18 protein-coding genes are annotated in these 17049 nt (G+C 66.7%); 15 read left to right on the top strand and 3 right to left on the bottom strand.

Features of this window, described 5'->3' with window-relative positions; translation table 11 throughout:
• Positions 1 to 2 precede the first annotated feature (2 nt).
• The gene (locus KF791_01620) at positions 3 to 2249 is read left to right on the top strand and encodes a trypsin-like peptidase domain-containing protein (GenBank protein ID MBX3731273.1); all 2247 of its coding nucleotides are present in this window, start codon (positions 3 to 5) and stop codon (positions 2247 to 2249) included.
• Positions 2250 to 2384: 135 nt separating this feature from the next.
• Positions 2385 to 3746 (top strand): Gfo/Idh/MocA family oxidoreductase, encoded by a 1362-nt coding sequence (locus tag KF791_01615; protein ID MBX3731272.1) that lies wholly within the window; start codon positions 2385 to 2387, stop codon positions 3744 to 3746.
• 25 nt (positions 3747 to 3771) lie between these two features.
• Here KF791_01615 and ubiA read toward each other — a convergent pair whose 3' ends face one another.
• Together ubiA and KF791_01605 are read right to left on the bottom strand one after the other, a co-directional pair.
• Positions 3772 to 4710: a putative 4-hydroxybenzoate polyprenyltransferase gene (ubiA, locus tag KF791_01610; protein ID MBX3731271.1), complete on the bottom strand. Its 939-nt coding sequence runs from the start codon at positions 4708 to 4710 to the stop codon at positions 3772 to 3774.
• A gap of 117 nt (positions 4711 to 4827) precedes the next feature.
• Positions 4828 to 6468: an RNA polymerase sigma factor gene (locus tag KF791_01605; protein ID MBX3731270.1), complete on the bottom strand. Its 1641-nt coding sequence runs from the start codon at positions 6466 to 6468 to the stop codon at positions 4828 to 4830.
• Between the two features lie 146 nt (positions 6469 to 6614).
• Here KF791_01605 and KF791_01600 point away from each other — a divergent pair, with 146 nt between their 5' ends.
• The 13 genes from KF791_01600 (at position 6615) to KF791_01540 (ending at position 16057) form a co-directional block, all read left to right on the top strand.
• On the top strand, positions 6615 to 6863 hold the full coding sequence (locus KF791_01600; GenBank protein MBX3731269.1) for a ribbon-helix-helix protein, CopG family: 249 nt from the start codon (positions 6615 to 6617) through the stop codon (positions 6861 to 6863).
• Complete coding sequence (locus KF791_01595) at positions 6860 to 7294, top strand: PIN domain-containing protein (protein ID MBX3731268.1); 435 nt, start codon at positions 6860 to 6862, stop codon at positions 7292 to 7294. Before KF791_01600 ends, KF791_01595 begins: the two co-directional genes overlap by 4 nt.
• A gap of 209 nt (positions 7295 to 7503) precedes the next feature.
• Positions 7504 to 8091 (top strand): RNA polymerase sigma factor, encoded by a 588-nt coding sequence (locus KF791_01590; GenBank protein ID MBX3731267.1) that lies wholly within the window; start codon positions 7504 to 7506, stop codon positions 8089 to 8091.
• A 3-nt stretch (positions 8092 to 8094) separates the two neighbouring features.
• A complete protein-coding gene (locus tag KF791_01585) occupies positions 8095 to 8331 on the top strand; it encodes a hypothetical protein (protein MBX3731266.1) in 237 nt (78 codons plus the stop codon).
• Between the two features lie 54 nt (positions 8332 to 8385).
• The gene (locus KF791_01580) at positions 8386 to 9366 is read left to right on the top strand and encodes a radical SAM protein (protein MBX3731265.1); all 981 of its coding nucleotides are present in this window, start codon (positions 8386 to 8388) and stop codon (positions 9364 to 9366) included.
• Positions 9363 to 9560, top strand: coding sequence for a hypothetical protein (locus KF791_01575; protein ID MBX3731264.1), 198 nt, complete (start codon positions 9363 to 9365; stop codon positions 9558 to 9560). The genes KF791_01580 and KF791_01575 overlap by 4 nt, the downstream gene beginning before the upstream one ends.
• Before the next feature lie 19 nt (positions 9561 to 9579).
• The gene (locus KF791_01570) at positions 9580 to 11145 is read left to right on the top strand and encodes an AAA family ATPase (protein MBX3731263.1); all 1566 of its coding nucleotides are present in this window, start codon (positions 9580 to 9582) and stop codon (positions 11143 to 11145) included.
• A gap of 284 nt (positions 11146 to 11429) precedes the next feature.
• Positions 11430 to 11897, top strand: coding sequence for a hypothetical protein (locus tag KF791_01565; protein ID MBX3731262.1), 468 nt, complete (start codon positions 11430 to 11432; stop codon positions 11895 to 11897).
• 109 nt (positions 11898 to 12006) lie between these two features.
• Positions 12007 to 12207 (top strand): DUF2997 domain-containing protein, encoded by a 201-nt coding sequence (locus KF791_01560; protein MBX3731261.1) that lies wholly within the window; start codon positions 12007 to 12009, stop codon positions 12205 to 12207.
• Between the two features lie 10 nt (positions 12208 to 12217).
• Positions 12218 to 13126, top strand: a complete 909-nt coding sequence (locus KF791_01555) for a hypothetical protein (protein ID MBX3731260.1) — start codon at positions 12218 to 12220, stop codon at positions 13124 to 13126.
• Positions 13123 to 13896 carry a tetratricopeptide repeat protein gene (locus tag KF791_01550; GenBank protein ID MBX3731259.1) on the top strand — a complete coding sequence of 258 codons (774 nt, stop codon included), beginning with the start codon at positions 13123 to 13125 and terminating at the stop codon, positions 13894 to 13896. Before KF791_01555 ends, KF791_01550 begins: the two co-directional genes overlap by 4 nt.
• Before the next feature lie 113 nt (positions 13897 to 14009).
• Complete coding sequence (locus KF791_01545; protein ID MBX3731258.1) at positions 14010 to 15065, top strand: PilT/PilU family type 4a pilus ATPase; 1056 nt, start codon at positions 14010 to 14012, stop codon at positions 15063 to 15065.
• Between the two features lie 245 nt (positions 15066 to 15310).
• Positions 15311 to 16057, top strand: coding sequence for a polyprenol monophosphomannose synthase (locus KF791_01540; protein MBX3731257.1), 747 nt, complete (start codon positions 15311 to 15313; stop codon positions 16055 to 16057).
• Between the two features lie 31 nt (positions 16058 to 16088).
• Here KF791_01540 and KF791_01535 read toward each other — a convergent pair whose 3' ends face one another.
• Positions 16089 to 17021 (bottom strand): NAD-dependent epimerase/dehydratase family protein, encoded by a 933-nt coding sequence (locus tag KF791_01535; GenBank protein ID MBX3731256.1) that lies wholly within the window; start codon positions 17019 to 17021, stop codon positions 16089 to 16091.
• Positions 17022 to 17049: the final 28 nt, after the last annotated feature.

Raw genomic sequence — 17049 nt, 5'->3', positions numbered from 1 at the left:
GAATGCTCTTCCGGTTGCCTTCCCATCGAGGTGTCCCCCTGCGGATCGCGACGATCGCCATTTCAGGAATCGTCGGTTTGGGCGCGGAAACTGCGGCCCGCGCCGATCCCCGGGAGGAACCCGCTCCCCTCTGGTCCACAGAGCAGCTCGCCCGCCGCGCCCGCGACAGCCTGGTGGTGGTGGCTGCGCGCGGACGGGACGGCTCGGGCAACGGCATCGGAACCGGATTTGTGGTGGATTCTTCGGGTCTGGTGGCCACCTGCCTTCACGTGGTCGGTGAGGCGCGTCCCATCAGCATCCGCCTGGCATCAGGCGTCGAACTGGAGGTGACCGGGATCCATGCGTTTGACCGCCATGTGGACCTCGCTATTCTGCGGGTTGCGCCGACGAATCTGACCGCCCTCCCCCTCGGCGACAGCGACCGACTGGCCCCCGGGGCCGAGTTGGTTGCGATGGGAAATCCCATGGGCCTCGAGCATTCCGTGGTGGCCGGCGTATTGTCCGGGCGCCGGACCTTCGGTGAGGTGGAACTGCTCCAGATCGCCCTGCCGATCGAGCCTGGAAACTCGGGCGGACCCCTGCTCGACCGCAGTGGGCGCGTCCAGGGGGTCGTCAGCGCCAAATCCCTCGTGACCCGCAACCTCGGCTTCGCCATCCCGGTGAGCCTGCTCCAACCTCTGCTGGATCGGCCGAATCCGATCCCAATGCACCGGTGGGTCCGGAGCGGAGCCCTCGATCCCGCGCGATGGGAGCCCCACCTCGGGTCCCGCTGGCGCCAACGATCCGGACGCATCCGCGTCGAAGGGCTGGGAACCGGATTCGGCGGCCGCTCCTACCTGCTCCATCTGGAACCGGCCCCGGAAGGCGCCCACGAGCTGACGGTCACGGTACGCCTGGAGAATGAATCGGGGGCTGCCGGACTGATTTTTGGTGGCACCGACGATGGACGCCACTACGGCTTCTATCCGACTGGCGGACAGTTGCGGCTGACGGCCTTTGAAGGGGCGGACATTGGGTCCTGGCGCATCCTTCGCACGGTGCCGAGTCCGGCCTACCGCCCCGGGGATTGGAACACGCTGCGGGTGCGGTTCGGGGAGGGCCGGATCAAGTGCCAGGTCAACGGGACGGAGGTGTTTTCGGTGGCCGACGACGCGCTCGCAGGCCGTGTGGTGGGCCTGGCGAAGTTCCGGGATACGGTGGCCGAGTTCCGGGGGTTTGCCTGCGAAACCACCCTGGCGGGGCCACCGGCGCTGGATCCCACACTGGTATCGGCGCTGGACGCGACGGCACCCCGGCCGGCACCCGTGCCGGAGACACTGCTTCCCGCCCTGCGCACCAACCTCGCCGCGGCACGGGCATTTCTTTCGGACCGCGCACGACTCCTGGACGGGGAGGCGTCCCGTCTCCGAGCGTTGGCCGGGCGCCTGCACCAGGAGCGGGTTCTTGAGGAACTCGTCGCGGAGCTGGACCTGGGTGAGGACAGGGCAGACCTCCCGCGGGCCGCCCTGCTGGTGGCATGGCTGGACAATCCGGACCTGGACGTGGCGGAGTCCCGACGACAACTCGACGCCTTGGGCGCGGAATTGCGGGAGCGAATCCGCGATTCGATGTCCCCGGCGGAACAGCTCGACGAATTGCGACGGTTCCTGTTTGAGGACAACGGATTTCACGGCAGCCGTCACGACTACTACAACCGCGCCAACAGCCATCTCAACGAGGTGATCGAGGACCGGGAGGGGCTCCCCATCACCCTGAGCATCGTTTTCATGGCGTTGGCCGAGCGTGCGGGGATCCGGGACATATCCGGGGTGCCGTTGCCCGGACATTTCGTGGTGCGGCACGCACCGCCGGGGGGCGAAGCCTGTTTGATTGACGTGTTTGAGGGCGGACGGCGACTGGCCCACACCGAGGCCGACGCGCTCGGGGCGCTGCATGCCGGTGCCCCCGTGCGCAGCGATCTCATGGCCGCGGCGACCAAGCGGGCCATCGTGGTGCGCCTGCTCACCAACCTCCAGTCCTTCACCGAGCGAGACGAAGGCGCCGCCGCCTCGTTGCGGTACGCCGACCTGCTCGTGGGGATCGCCGATTCTCCGTGGTCCGAGGCCGGTCAGCGCATGCTGCGCGCCCGGTTGCGCAGCCAGGCGGGGGATGTCGCCGGTGCGCGGGACGATCTCCGAAAGGTGGTGGACATCGCACCGCCGGGGGTGGATGTCGAGGGACTGTCAGCGCTGCTCGACGCCGGGAATTGAACCCGTTCGTGCCGGGTGGAACCGGGCGCGCGCCTGCAGGTTCCCACCCGGCCCGGCTGGAGACTCTCGGACTTGAGGGACCCCGGCAGGCAGTGAAGACTTGTTTCCGCACGCGACTCGGATTAGCCCTACCTCATGAACCGCCGCACCTTCCTCCGCCGGGGGACATCCGCCCTCGCCCTGGCTTCCGCCGCCACCTACATCCCCACCACCTTCGCCGCCGAGACGGCCCTGCGGGTGGGGCTCATTGGGACCGGCTGGTACGGCAAGTGCGACCTCCTTCGACTCATTCAGGTGGCACCGGTGGAGGTCGTGTCGCTCTGCGATGTGGACAGGCGCATGCTCGCCGAGGCGGCTGAACTGGTGGCCGGACGCCAGAAGTCGGGCCAGACGCCCCGCACCTATGGCGACTACCGCAAGATGCTGGCGGAGAAGGATCTCGACATCGTGCTGATCGGCACGCCCGACCACTGGCATGCGCTGCCGATGATCGAGGCCTGCCGTGCCGGAGCCGACATCTATTGCCAGAAGCCGACCGGTGTGGACGTTGTCGAAAGCCAGGCCATGCTGGCCGCCGCCCGCAAGCATGGGCGGGTGGTTCAGATCGGAACCCAGCGGCGCAGCACTCCCCACCTGATCGAGGCCCGGGAACGGTACATCCAGTCCGGCAAGCTCGGTCGCATCGGCCGGGTCAACATCTGCTGTTACTGGCACATGCGGAACCGTGACACCCTCGCCCAGGCCCCCGACACCACCCCGCCGGATTCCCTCGACTATGAACTCTGGACCGGGCCCGCACCCATGCGCCCCTACAACCGCATCGTCCATCCACGGGGCTGGCGGGCGTTCATGGAATACGGCAACGGCATCGTCGGCGACATGTGCGTCCACATGCTCGACATGACGCGGTGGATGATGAACCTGGGATGGCCGAGGCGGATCAGTTCCTCGGGGGGCATCCTCGTGGACAAGGCCGCCCGGGCCAACATCACCGACACGCAGGAGGTCACCTTCGATTATGGCGATCTCCAGGTGGTCTGGACCCATCGCACGTGGGGCGCCGATCCGGATCCCAAATACCCGTGGAGCGCCACGTTCTACGGCGACAAGGGCACCCTGAAGGCAAGCGTGTTCAGCTATGACTACATCCCGCTGGGTGATGGGACCCCGGTGCATCAGGAAGTCGGCATGGAACTGGAGGAATATCCCGAGGACAAAACCGAGAAGGACCTCGAGAAGCACTGTGCACCGGCCATCCGCGGGCACATGAGGAACCTGCTGGATTGCCGCGAGTCGCGGGGGCGTCCAGTGGCCGACATCGAGGAGGGGCACATCTCATCGGCTTCCTGCATCCTGGGAAACCTGGCCCTGAAACTCGGACGCGAGATCGTCTGGGACCCCGTCGCGCACCGCGTCGTCGGCGATGACGAGGCGAACCGCCTGCTGGCCCGTCCCTACCGGGCGCCGTGGCAGCACCCGACGCCGGAAAACGTCTGACACCGCGTCGGACACCGCCGGCGGTTCAGTACCAGCGCAACCGGAACCACGGGAACAGGACCTCCACCGCGACAACGACCACAAAGATCAGGCTGATGGAGGCGTTCAGCTTGAAGAACGCGGCATTCACGGACGCCGGATCCTTTCTGCGGGCCAGCAGGTGCTCCAGCAGCAGCAGGGCGAGGATCAGGACAAGCCCGATCCAGTAGGCGAAGCGGAACCCGCAAAGCAGCCCGAAAAGTGCCAGCAACCCCCACATGCCCAGGTGGGAAAGGAACGCGACGCCCAGAGCGTTGGCGGGGCCCCAGCGGACCACCAGCGAGTGGAGGCCATGAGCCCGGTCGAACTCGAAATCCTGCGTGGCATAGATGATGTCAAATCCCACCAGCCACAGCACGACCGCGCCCGCCAGCACCCCCGGTACCAGCATCCCCTGACGCAGGGCAGCGAGTCCGGTCACGCCGTCGTCCGCGGGTGCCCAGGCGATCCGGCCCTCGACGGCCAGCCACGCCCCGACCGGGGCGATGGCGAGGGCGGCTCCAAGCCAGACGTGTGTGAAGTCGGTGAATCGCTTGGTCAGCGAGTAAAACAGGATGAAGAACAGTGCGACGGGAGACAGGGCAAGGCAGAGCGGATTCAATCCCCACGCACAGGCCACGAAGGCGGCGGCACTCGCGGCGCAAAGCATCGCCGCGCCCGCAAGGCCGACCTCGCCGGCCGGCAGATGACGCCGGGCGGTGCGCGGATTGAGGGCGTCGAACCGCCGGTCCACGATGCGGTTGAAGGCCATGGCGCACGTGCGTGCGGACACCATCGCGCCCAGCACCAGCAGGAACACGCGGGTCCCCGGCCAGCCGCGCGTCTCCCGCGCCGCCACCATCATCGAGGCGAGGGCAAACGGAAGGGCAAACACGGTATGGCTCAACTTCACGAACCCTGCCCAACGAGAAAGCGATGCCCACATGCGCGACGCCCACCCTTCCCCCATGCCGGATCCGCATCAAGCCCGGCCACCGCGGCCCCGCGTGCCGGGATCCACCGGCGAAACCACGATGAGACGGCCAATGCGACGGTCCAACTCTCAGCGGGAGATCCGGCGCCGTTGCGCGACGCGACGCGACACCCCGACCAGGGAAACCACCACGACCCCCACGATCAGCCATTGGGCATGGCTGGCGAAGAACTTCATGAACGGCGAGAACCATTGATCGGCGAACCACTGCTTGGCGGCGACGCTGTTGGCCTCTGTCGCATACGCCCATCCGCCCACCGCGTAGTCCCGCGCCAGGGCCACCCCGCCGCCCCAGGCGGCCCGCCACCCGCCCGATGCGATCCCGAACGCGGACCATCCCAAGGAGAGGCTGCCGAAAGCCAGGACGCCAACGGCCACCCCCCACAGGCTCAGACTCAGCAACCCGAACGTCACACCGCCCAACGCAATCGGCGCGATGGCCACGCCGCCGAAGGCAAACAACGGACTGATCGCCAGATCCCCCACGGCGACCCAACCGCGCGCCGACCGCGAACGTTGACCGCCCGCCTCCAAGGAGTGGATGGCCAGACACCACAAAGGCAACCCCAGGAACCGGGCCCTCGATTCGCGGCGCACGGACCCGAGGAATTTCTCCCCCTTCGCTGCCAACAATGCACAAAAGGCATCGTCGGCGGTGCCCGTTTCCTCACGGATGCGGTGTACGACCCGGTCCACGCGGGAACTCGTCCAAAGGATCGTCCCCAGCAGCAACGCCAGCCACGCCGTAATCCCAAGGAACACCCAAAGAGGCGAGGCCGGATACCGTTTCCCCGCCTGACTCAGGACGCCGGCCAGGCCGACGCTCATCACGAAACAGAAAATGACCATCTGCCGGGCGTACCTGAGAATCACTTCACGCTCCCGGAGTGATCGCGCAGTCGAAGCGGCCAGGCGGGCACACATCCAGCCAATACCCAGTCCGAGGATCGGGCCCAGCCATGCGCCGTACCCGGGTGCGGCCAGCAGGCCCATGCCAGCGGCACCCGCCTTGCCGGTGCCGCCGACCACGGCTCCCGCGGCCAGCGTCGAGGTCGCAGTCGTCGCCGTAACCAACGGAAGGACTGCGAGGACGCCCGCGGTGAAAGCGGGACCCGGCCGGGTGCGCGTGAGAACAGACGCCACCAGCGTGGTCAATTCCTCGCGCAGCATCACCCTGCCGCGTGACAGCCGCTGCTTCACCGCTTCCTCGGAAAGATCAAGCAGGCCGGCCACCTCCGCCACGGACTGTCCCTGGCGGTAGAACAGCACCAGGGGTTCGCGATAGGTGGCTGGCAGCTCAGCGAGCGAGCGCCACAGCATCGCGGCTTCCTCCTGAGAGGCCGCCTGCTCGGAGGGGTCGGCATCGGGTGCCTCCGTTTCCGCGGCAGCGTCAATGGATTCGGTCGGGCCACCCCGGCGATGCTCACGACGTGTGGCGTTGGCCGCGTGGTTGCGGGCGATGCCGCACAGCCAGGGACCCAGCCGGGCGGGTTCCCGCAGCGCCCCCAACTGACGCCAGGCAGTCACAAACGTCTCCTGCGCGAGATCCTCGGATCGCGACAGGTTGCCGCAGGCGCTGTAGGCCACCGAACAGACGAGCGACTGGTACCGTTCGACGATCCGGCCGAAAGCCTCACGATCGCCCGACCGGGATTGCTGCCAAAGCTGTTCGTCGGAAGTCACCGCTGCGGACTGGAGAGTCATGCTCATCGCCCATGGGTGGTTCTGAGAATCAAAAAGGTGACCTGGAATTCCCCAGGGCGACGCCAACCCATCGGCTTTCCCCCCACAGCCCGAACCCCAGAGATGGAATATTGCTGTCTTGACAGCATAGATTGTGGTGATACGGTGGCCATGTGAGAACGACGGTTACGATCGATGCCGATACCGAGGCCTTATTAAGGGAAGAAGCAGCTCGAACCGGCCAGTCATTCAAGTCGGTGCTGAATCAGGCGGTGAAGAGAGCTCTGGGGCGCCGTTCGAGTGAGGTCCAAGTTTTGCCGCTCTTTCCGGCACCTTTTCCGGCAGAACTCGCCCGAGAGAGCTTCAACCGGCTCGCCACCGAATGGGAGGACGAGGACACGGTGGAGGAGCTTTCCTCGTGATTCTTCCCGATCTCAATCTGCTCCTCTACGCCTATAACCCCCACATGGCGCAACACGGTGCAGCCCGGGGTTGGTGGGAACGGATGATGAACGGCGACGAACTGATCGGAATCCCTCTCGAGGTCGCGTTTGGATTCATCCGTGTGGCAACGAATCCACGGTTGGGACCGGCAAAAGTTGCCTTGAGCGATGCCCGTCGGGTGGTGGAAAGCTGGCTGGATCTCCCGCAAGCGCGCGTGCTGACCCCCGGGCCGCCGCACTTCACCCGGGTCATGGAGTTGATGACAGCGGCCATGGCGGCAGGGCCGGTTCTGTCCGACGCCATCCTGGCGGCCCACGCAATCGAGCACCGCGCGACCTTGTTCACCAACGACGCGGACTTTGCGCGGTTTCCGGGATTGCAGTGGGAGAATCCCCTGCTGCGAACGTAGGAGAGGGTGCTGAAGCAAAGCCAATGGGCAGCCCTGTATTTTTGACGATGGCCGCCGCCACCTCCGTCCGCCAAAAACCACATCCGCCGCGCGTCCACCTCGCCGGACGAGGCCAGGCCGACAACGCCCCAACCGGTGTCTGGACCGCTTCCTGAAGTCACCCGCGCGTGACATCGCGCCGCCTGCCCGGTCCAATGCGCGTGACGACGATGTCGGAACCCGTTCCTGACACGCTGACGGGGGCGGACGTTTCCGCGTCCACGGCCGCGTCGTCGCCGCCCCCTGCGACCCTGCCGGCAGGATTTGCAGACCTCTACGAAGCCCATTCCCGCCCGGTCTACTATCTCGCCCTGCGGCTGCTCGGTGATCCGACGCAGGCCGAGGATGCGGCCCACGACATCTTCATCAAAGCCTTCCGCAAGATGGGCGAATTCCAGGGCAGGGCAGAGATTCGCACATGGCTCTATCGCATCGCGATCAATCACTGTTGCAACCTGCGCCAGACTTGGGCCGCCCGGAACATCCGCACGGCGCCTGACGACTCCATCTTCGAACGGGTCGCCAGTCCGGCCGGGAATCCGCTGCGGGTGCTTGAAACCAGGGAGCTCGGCGAACGCATCCAGCGTGCCCTGGACGCCCTCCCCGGGGAATACCGGCTGCTGCTGCTCCTGGTGGCCGACGATGAACTCAGTTATGCGCAGGTTGGCGAACTCACCGATCAGACCACGGACGCTGTTCGCGGCAAGCTGCACCGCGCCCGCAAGGCCTTCACCGTCGCCTTCGCCCAATCCGCCTGATCCATGAACCCGAGCTCGCGCTTGCGCAACGAAACTGGGGCTGAACTCGCCGCCCAGCAGGCGTCCGCCGCAAACCGGCAGTTCACCGTCACCTTCGAGGCGCCCGAAGAACTGCTGCGCTACGACCGGCAACAGACGCCGCCGCCCGCCGCGCTCGCCACCCGGCTCGAAGCCTCGCTGGCGGGCCGGCCCGCACCCGCCGCACCATCGTGGTGGAAGCGGCTTCTGAAACGCCGCTGAACGAATGAAAAATGCCCGGCACGGAGCCGGAACCGTCGGAGGACGTCATTCCCCATGATCGCGTTTTCCGCGTCCGTTGCACCATCCCCGCCAACGGCCGTGCCCTCCCCCGGGCGCCGCCGTTCGTCGGTCATTTCGCGCCAGGCGCTGGCCGCCCAGCGCGCCCGACAAGCCCATGCTGCCCTCGCGCACTGTCACCTCTGCGCGCACCGTTGTGGTGCAAACCGGCTCGCCGGCGGGACCGGTCCCTGCCACGCCGGCAACGAGGCGCGCGTCTTTCTCGCGCAGACCGAGGTGGCCGATGAACTGGCGCTCATCCCCGTCTTCGCCGTCACGTTCAGCGGCTGCGACCTGCGTTGCGACTTCTGCATCTCCGGCCGTCAGAGCTGGGATCCGCGCGCCGGGATTCCCGTGGGTGGCCGACGGCGTGAGGAGGCTTCCGCGGGCTTCCCCGGACCCGGGAATGAGATTCCGCACGCCGGTTCCCACCTTGAGGAACTCGCCGCCCTCGCCCGCGCGGCGCTCGCCGCCGGTGCCCGCAGCGTCATGCTGCTCGGGGGCGAACCGACGATTCACCTGCCCACGGCCCTGGAGTTCGTGTCCCTGCTTCCCGAGGACGTCACGCTCGTGTGGAAGACCAATGCCCACGCAACCGCCGAGGCCCGTGCTCTGCTCGATGGCGTGTTCGACGTCTGGGTCGCCGACTACAAGTTCGGCAGTGACCGCTGCGCCCAACGACTCGCGAGGGTCCGCGACTACACCGCCGTGGTTCGCGAGAATGTCCGCTGGGCGCACCTCCATGCCGACCTCATCGTCCGCCACCTGATCATGCCCGGGCACGTGGACTGCTGCTGGCGTCCCGTGGCCGAATGGCTCGCCGCCGAACTTCCCGGGGTGAAGGTGAGCCTGCGCGACGGCTTCTGGCCGGCCTGGTTTGCCGCACGGCATCCGGAGCTGCGCCGCCCCCCTCCGGTCGCCGAGCATCGGCGCGCCGTTGACCTGGCCCGGGCGATGCGTCTCAACCTCGTGCCATGACGGAATCCGAATTCCTCCTCCTCCCCGATGGCCGCGTGCTGGCGAACAACCTCACGCCGGCGCTCGCCGCTGTGCTGGCTGGGCTCAACCCGCAGGATGCCCCGCTCGCCGCGCGTGCCGCAGCGGCCGGACTCCACGCCCCCCCGCCAATCCCTGGCCCGGCCGCGATGACCCCGCTGGAAACCAGGCACTGAACCCTTCCATGCTTCCCGAATGTCCTTTGCCACCAACCTCGAGGTCCTGATCCGTGCCCGCTATCCGGTCATCTACCTCAATACCAGCGAGGAAGGCCGCGTTGTACCGCTGATCATGGGCATCGCCGCGCGCCGCAACAAAAAGGCGTTTGAATGGTCGTTCTCGACCGGGCTCGTACCGGCAGGCACCAGCCTGCAGAGCCAGAAATCCCGCAATGCCGCCACCAAGGATCCGATCACAGCCCTGGACCAGGTCATCGAGCAGGTCGAGCCGGCGATCTTTATCTTCAAGGATTTCCATCCATTCCTCGCCAAGTGCAACAAGTCCGCCAACGCCGCGCCCATCCGCAAGCTGCGGGATGTGGCGCTGCACCTGAAGAACAGCTTCAAGACGATCATCCTCATCTCACCGACGCTTGAGATCCCCGTCGAACTCGAGAAGGAAATCACCGTCCTCGATTATCCGCTGCCCACCAGGGACGACCTGTCCGCGCTGCTGGACAAGATCATCGCCGACCTGCGCGCGCTCAAGCAGGTCGAGATCGCGCTCGACGATGTTGGCCGTGAACGGTTGGTCCAGGCCGCGCTCGGCCTCACGTTGTCGGAGGCGGAGAACGTCTTCGCCAAGATCATCGTGCAGGACGGCCGGCTCACCGGCGGGGACGTGAACGCCGTGTTCGCGGAGAAGCAGCAGATCATCCGCAAGAGCGGCCTGCTCGAGTACTATCCGGCGCAGGAGACCTTCGCCCAGGTCGGTGGGCTTGCAATCCTCAAGGACTGGCTGGACAAGCGGTCTGCCGCCTTCACCACGGGAGCGCGCGAATTCGGCCTGCCTGCGCCCAGGGGCGTGCTCCTGCTCGGCGTGCAGGGCTGCGGCAAAAGCCTGTGCGCGAAGGCCGTCGCGAGCCTGTGGCAGCTGCCCCTGCTGCGCTTCGACATGGGGCGGATGTTCGGCAGTCTTGTCGGTTCGTCGGAGGAGAACATCCGCCGCGCCATCGCGGTCGCCGAGTCGGTCGCACCGGCCATCCTCTGGGTGGACGAGATTGACAAGGCGTTCGCCGGCTCGTCGGGCAGCGGTTCCACCGACGGTGGCACGACCGCGCGCGTCTTCGGAACGTTCCTCACGTGGCTCAGTGAGAAGACAGCGCCCGTCTTTGTCGTGGCGACGGCCAACGACATTTCGCACCTTCCACCCGAATTGCTCCGCAAGGGCCGGCTCGACGAAATCTTCTTCGTGGACCTGCCAGCCGGGCCCGAACGCGCCGAAATCCTCCGCGTGCATCTGGTCAAGCGTGGACGCAACCCCGACGACTTTGACCTGCCCGCGCTCAACGCGGCGGCGCATGACTTCAGCGGTGCGGAGGTTGAGGAAGCGATCAACAGCGCGCTCTACGAGGCCTTCTCCGAAAAGGAACCACTCGCCACCCGCCACGTCCTGGCCGCGCTGCGGCAGACGGTGCCGCTGGCCCGCACGATGGACGAGCAGATCAGCCGCTTGCGCATCTGGGCGGAGGGCCGTGCCCGCAATGCCAGCGTGCCCCGCGCGCCGCAGGAGGATGAACCGCGCCGCAAGGTCGAGCTGTAGGCAGCACCCGCGGAATCCGCTGACCTCAACCGCTCAACGTCGCGCCGAGTGCGTCCCTGACCGCGGGTCCGCGCGATCGCGTGCGGCACGCCCCGTCGTGGGCGTGGCAGGCGGGATGGGCTTCTGCCTGCCGCAACATGGACCGGCGTCGTTCCAGACCGGCCACCGTCCGCGGCGGAATCTTCAACCTGCGGGGATCTGTGGATTCCCAGGCTGCCAAGGCTCAGCCGTGACGAATTGACCGCAGACCGGTCAAAGCCCCAGTCCCGTCATCTCAGCCGCAAATGAGCGCCACCGTCATCCTCACCCCCATCGTCATCGCCGCCTGGCCGGCCATCAGCGCCGCCGCGCTCGCCGCTGCAACCTCCATGGGTTTCACGCTCATGGACGAGGCCCGCCACGCGATTCCGGACGCGGTCCCCGACACCGGCCGCGTTGAGATCGAAGTCCCCGGCAGCGAGGTGATCACCAGCTCGCTGGGTCGCGACCAGCGTCTGCGCGTCATTCGCGACGGGGTGATCGCAACGTTTGGACGCGACGCCCGCGGGCGCGCCTCGATCTGTGTTGCCGGCCCGGGACACACCGACGAGGAACTGCGCACGATCGGCGAAGCGTTGGGCGGCCGGATGGTGCAGCAATTCGTGCTGCAGAAACTCCGCGACGAGCTGGCCCTTCGCGGCATGAACATCGTAGATGAAAACGTCGAAGCCGGGGATGCGGTCCGGTTGACCGTCCGGCACTGGCAGAATTGAAAGGCCGCCTCCGATCAAATGCCCTCCGCCAGGGATGGGTGGATCCCGTGGTGGCCATCGCCCGTTGGATTCCAGCCGCCAGAAACAGAACCACGAACCCAATGGTCCCATGAACATCCGCGAATACGAAATCACGATCCGCCCGGGGGGCGAAGTTGAGGTCCACATCAGCGGCTTCAAGGGCAAGGGCTGCCTGGACGCGGTGAAGCTCTTTGAGCAGCTGATCGGGGAGGTCGGCGCGATCCGGCCCACCGACAGCTATTTCGAGCCTGACGAAGATGTGCGGCTGCGCACCGGGCAGCACCATTAAGCTGCCGGACATGGGCCTCGACCCCTCCAGCTACTATCCACCGCGCGCCCGGGACCGTTGGCTTCCGCAGGGGTTCGCCGGTCCACTGGGTTGGGCGGGCATTCAATTGTGCCGGCTTTATGATCGGCTGCCGCTCGCAACAAATGCGGGGGGACTTACGGTATTGCAGTTCCTGCTCGCCGTGCTGCTGCCGGGCTACGGCTACGCCGCGCTGGGGCGCCGGCGCCTGGCCGGCATCCACTTCGGCGTCTGGCTGGCGTCCGCGCTGGTGGTGCTGATCTTCCTCGGGCGCGCGTGGATGACCGGATTCGCACTGGGTGCGATGGCCTCGGCGCACACCAGCGGCCTGGGCTACGTGATGCTGCGGGAGCGCGCAGGCAATCCCGACGTGCCGGCGCTGACGCTGACGTGGCGGATCGGCCTGCCGCTGGCGCTGTGGTTCCTGGCGTTGTGGATTGTGTACCTGCCAGGGCTCACAGCGTTTCAGAATCAGTTTGCCCGCCCGCTGTGGGTGCAGGGCCGGCTGGTGATCGTGAAGCCGCGTGCCGGCTGGGATTTGTTGAAGCCCGGCTCGGTCATCGCCTATCGCCTGACGGGTTGGCGCTCCGGCGAGTTCGTGTTTCGCGACGGCCTCGGACTCGGGCCGGTGATTGCCCTGGCCGGGGAACGCGTCGAATTCCTCCCCGATGGGGTGCGGGTCGGACTGCGGCGGGGTCCCCTGCAACCGTGGATGCCCGTGGGTGCCGCGCTCACAGTTTGGGCCGACGCGGTGTTCGTCTGGCCGCAGTTCGACGTGCGCGCCATCGGCCAGTCCGGAATCGCGGAACAGATCTACCTCGATTCGGCGAAGGTCACGCGGGCAAATTTCATTGGCCGGCCGTACCAACGCTGGTTCTTTCACCGGCAGGTCCAACCATGAGCCGTTTTGGCAATCTCGAGTTCGATGCCCACGAGGAGTCCGGCCGGTCCGAGCTGCAGGTCGGGCGCGGCGAAGCCCACTGGTTCGAGGCGGCGGACGCCGCCTTCGCCACAGCGGAGTTTGATACCGCACTCCGGCTGTATGCCCGGGTGCTCGAGCACAATCCCGACAACGTCTCCGCCTGGACCGGCCAGGTGCGGGCCCTGATCGAGCTGGGCGAATTCCGGGAGGCAAAGCTCTGGGCCGACAAGGCCCTGGAGCGCTTTCCCACCGCGCCCGAACTGCTCGCGGCGAAGGGCGTCGCGCTCGGCCGACTGGGCGACCTCGACACGGCGATCGCCTTCTCCGACGCCAGCCTTGAGGAACAAGGCGACACGCCGTACGTGTGGCTGGCGCGCGGCGACGTGCTCCTGGCCCGGCGCGAAAAGCGCGCAGACTACTGTTTCGAGCGGGCGATTTCGCTGGCTGGCGGCCAGTGGTTGATTGCGTGGCTTGCGGCCCGCATCCGCCGGTACTACCGCCAGTTTGCGGCAGCGTTGAAGCTCGCGCTGCAGGCGGTGGCCCTGGAACCCGGCAACGTCGTTGTGTGGCTGCTCTGCGGTGACTGCCAGATCGCCCTGGGCTTGACCGGCAGCGCGCAACGGTCCTTCCGGCAGGCGCTCGATCTGGATCCGAACTGCCGTACCGCCAGCAGCCAGTTGGCGGCCCTGCAGAACCGCGGCGCCTTCAGCAGGCTCGCCGGCCGGTGGCGGGAATTGTTCCGGGGCTGATTCCAACGGTTTCCTCCATGTCTTCCGATGATTCGCTGCCGCCCGCCGATCGTTACGGCCTGGTGGTGAACGCTCTTGCTCCGGGGGTGCTGCCGGACTCGGGCCGCGCCGCGATGCACCCGTATCTCGACCGGTTGCTGATCGAGGCACACGAGTCGGGGGCATCGGACCTTCACGTGATCGGGGATGTGCCTCCGGCCTTTCGGGTCAACGGCGAGATCATCCTCGCCAACGCCGACGCCCTCACGGGCGAGGAGTGCACCGCGATGGCGTTCTCAATGATGAACGAGCTGCAGCGGCGCAGGCAGGAACGGGATTGGGAGCTGTGCATCTCCGTGCGGCATCCGGTGGCGGGCCGGATCCGCGTCAGCTTCTACCAGCGCAACGGCGCCACCGAACTGAGCTGCCGGTTTTGCGGCGAACGCATCCCAACGCGCGAGGAACTGATGTTGCCAGCCCGCATTGACGAACTGGCCCGCAAGCCGAACGGCCTGATCCTGGTCACCGGTCCGACCGGCGCCGGAAAGACCACCACGCTCAACTACATCATTGACCTGATCAACCGCGAGCGGCGGTGCAAGATCCTCACCATCGAGGATCCCATCGAATTCGTGCACAGCAGCAACCGGGCGATCGTGGTGCAACAGGAAGTACTCACCGACGTGCGTTCGTTCAACCGCGCGCTGATCCACGCCCTGCGGCAGGATCCTGACGTCATCTGCGTCGGTGAGATGCGGGACCACGAGTCCATCGCCACGGCACTCACCGCGGCGGAAACCGGCCATCTCGTGATCGGCACGCTGCACGCTCCAAGCGCAGGTCACGCGCTTGAGCGCATTGTCGGCGCCTTCGAGGGAAACATGCAGCAGCAGGTCATTCTTCAGCTTTCCAGCTCGCTGCAGGGCATCATCGCGCAGGAACTGCTGCCCGGCATGGACCGCACCCGCCGCATCCTCGCCTACGAACTGCTCCTGGCCAACAACGCCATCCGGACCATCGTCCGCGAGAACCAGCTGCACCAGCTTCAGAACATCATGCAGACCAGCGCACGGGAGGGCATGGTGCTCATGGACAACTGCCTCCACGACCTCTACACGCGCTGCCTCATCAGCTACGACACCGCCGTCAGCCGTGCGCGGAACGCCGAGCGGTTCCGGCCGAATGCCTGAATCGGACACCCGCCGTTGAACGGGTCGCCCGAGAACGGAATTGGGCCGCCATCCGCACGGTTGACCCTCCCGGGCCTGCGAGAGGTCTGACCCATTTCGGGGCCGATTGAGCGGGGCCGAAAACCAGAATTCAGGTGCCGGCATTCGGGACATTGTTTTGGGCCTGGTCCGCCTCAAAAGGCCCGCAGCGCCCCTTCCGAAAGCCCTTGTTCCCGGCCGGGCGCCCCGCCACGGTTTCCCGAGGCATGGCGGCAGACACCCTCATCGTCGTCCCCACGTACAACGAACGGGAGAATTTGCCCCAACTCGTCCGCCGGCTCCTCGCGCAACCCGTGCCCCTGGACCTTCTCGTGGTGGACGACAACTCCCCCGACGGCACCGGGTCGGTCGCTGACAAACTTGCGGCAGATCACCCCCAGGTACACGTGCTGCACCGGGGCGAAAAGGACGGCCTCGGACGAGCCTATCTTGCCGGCTTCGCGTGGGCACTGGCCCGGGGGTACGAGTTCGTCTTCGAGATGGACGCCGACTGCTCCCATGACCCCGCGGATGTCCCCCGATTTCTCGATGCGGCCGTCCGGGAGCATGCGGACCTCGTTCTGGGCTCGCGATATCGCGACGGCATCCGCGTGATCAACTGGCCGCTGAACCGGCTCCTCCTGAGCCTGCTGGCGGCGCAGTACGTCCGGGTCATCACCGGCATGCAGGTCACCGACCCGACGGGTGGCTTCAAGTGTTTCCGACGTCGCACGCTGGAAGTGATCGCGCCGGAAACGGTCCGTTCCAACGGCTACAGTTTTCAGATTGAACTGACCCACCGCGTCTGGCGCCGCGGGATGCGGATCGCCGAGGTGCCCATCGTTTTCACCGACCGGTTCCAAGGGACCTCGAAGATCTCGCGGGAGATTGTCTGGGAGGCCCTCTGGAGGGTCTGGACACTCTGGCTGGAACACGGACTGCGGCGACACCCGGTCCCGGACACTGCCCGTTAGTCCATCGCGGGGCGCCGGTGGCCCGCGGAATTCAGACCCCACGGCGTTCCGAGCGAAGCCAGCCAATCGTGGATTCCAGACCCTCATGGAGTTCCACCTCCGGGGACCAACCCGTGGCCCGGATGCGGTCCACGTCGGCGATCGAGTGGCGCACCTCCCCGGGACGCGCCGCCTCATGACGGATTCGTGAACGGCTGCCGGTCTTGCGGACGATGGTCTCCGCCAGTTCCATGATGGAGATGCCGCGTCCATGCCCGAGGTTGTACACACCCTCCAGGCCGGGATGGTCCACCAGGTGCCTCAGGCCCGCCGCAATGTCGGGTGCGGCGATCAGGTCGCGGGTTTGCGCGCCGTCCCCGTATATGACCAGATCCTCACCCGCCAGTGCCCGGTTGATGAAGGTGGGCACCGCCGCGGCGTACGGACTCGCCGGATCCTGTCTTGGTCCATACACGTTGAAGAATCGCGCCACCACCGTACGGAGCCCGTTCCGTCCGTGATACAGACCGCAGTAGAATTCGCCATCGAGCTTGGTCAGGGCGTACGGACTCCTCGGGTCCGGGGGCAGGCTTTCCTGCTTCCGCGGCGCCGGGTGGTCCCCATACACCGCGGCCGAACTGGCAAAGACGAGGCGCCCCACACCGGCCGATGCCGCTGCGTGGAGCACGTGGAGGGTGCCCAGCACGTTGGTGCCGACGCAGGCCTCCGGAGATTCCATCGAGGCGGCGACACTGACGAAAGCGGCGAGGTGAACCACGACGGTCACGCCGTCCATCGCGCGGCGGACCCGTTCGGGATTGAGAACACTGCCCTCGCACACCTCCACAGGGAGGCCCGACAGGTTGGCGGCGCGGCCGGAGGACAGGTCATCCAGGACCCGCACCCTGCAGCCGGCGTGGCAGGCTGCGGATGCCAGATGGCTGCCGATGAATCCGGCGCCGCCGGTGATCAGCAGGTGCTGCATCAGGAAACTCCTCGACTGTGAAAAACGT

Source organism: Verrucomicrobiia bacterium (genome assembly GCA_019634635.1).
Classification (GTDB): Bacteria; Verrucomicrobiota; Verrucomicrobiia; order Limisphaerales; family UBA9464; genus UBA9464.
The sequence above is the reverse complement of the archived record's forward strand: the minus strand, read 5'-3'. Positions and strand labels throughout refer to the sequence as shown.

Excerpts from the sequence above, each read along its gene's own strand:
- KF791_01575 (MBX3731264.1), top strand. The coding sequence starts at position 9,363 with ATGACGGAATCCGAATTCCTCCTCCTCCCCGATGGCCGCGTGCTGGCG.
- KF791_01565 (MBX3731262.1), top strand. The coding sequence starts at position 11,430 with ATGAGCGCCACCGTCATCCTCACCCCCATCGTCATCGCCGCCTGGCCG.
- KF791_01605 (MBX3731270.1), bottom strand. The coding sequence starts at position 6,468 with ATGAGCATGACTCTCCAGTCCGCAGCGGTGACTTCCGACGAACAGCTT.
- ubiA (MBX3731271.1), bottom strand. The coding sequence starts at position 4,710 with ATGTGGGCATCGCTTTCTCGTTGGGCAGGGTTCGTGAAGTTGAGCCAT.
- KF791_01555 (MBX3731260.1), top strand. The coding sequence starts at position 12,218 with ATGGGCCTCGACCCCTCCAGCTACTATCCACCGCGCGCCCGGGACCGT.
- KF791_01545 (MBX3731258.1), top strand. The coding sequence starts at position 14,010 with ATGCACCCGTATCTCGACCGGTTGCTGATCGAGGCACACGAGTCGGGG.
- KF791_01585 (MBX3731266.1), top strand. The coding sequence starts at position 8,095 with ATGAACCCGAGCTCGCGCTTGCGCAACGAAACTGGGGCTGAACTCGCC.
- KF791_01570 (MBX3731263.1), top strand. The coding sequence starts at position 9,580 with ATGTCCTTTGCCACCAACCTCGAGGTCCTGATCCGTGCCCGCTATCCG.
- KF791_01615 (MBX3731272.1), top strand. The coding sequence starts at position 2,385 with ATGAACCGCCGCACCTTCCTCCGCCGGGGGACATCCGCCCTCGCCCTG.
- KF791_01620 (MBX3731273.1), top strand. The coding sequence starts at position 3 with ATGCTCTTCCGGTTGCCTTCCCATCGAGGTGTCCCCCTGCGGATCGCG.
- KF791_01590 (MBX3731267.1), top strand. The coding sequence starts at position 7,504 with ATGTCGGAACCCGTTCCTGACACGCTGACGGGGGCGGACGTTTCCGCG.
- KF791_01560 (MBX3731261.1), top strand. The coding sequence starts at position 12,007 with ATGAACATCCGCGAATACGAAATCACGATCCGCCCGGGGGGCGAAGTT.
- KF791_01540 (MBX3731257.1), top strand. The coding sequence starts at position 15,311 with ATGGCGGCAGACACCCTCATCGTCGTCCCCACGTACAACGAACGGGAG.
- KF791_01535 (MBX3731256.1), bottom strand. The coding sequence starts at position 17,021 with ATGCAGCACCTGCTGATCACCGGCGGCGCCGGATTCATCGGCAGCCAT.
- KF791_01550 (MBX3731259.1), top strand. The coding sequence starts at position 13,123 with ATGAGCCGTTTTGGCAATCTCGAGTTCGATGCCCACGAGGAGTCCGGC.
- KF791_01580 (MBX3731265.1), top strand. The coding sequence starts at position 8,386 with ATGATCGCGTTTTCCGCGTCCGTTGCACCATCCCCGCCAACGGCCGTG.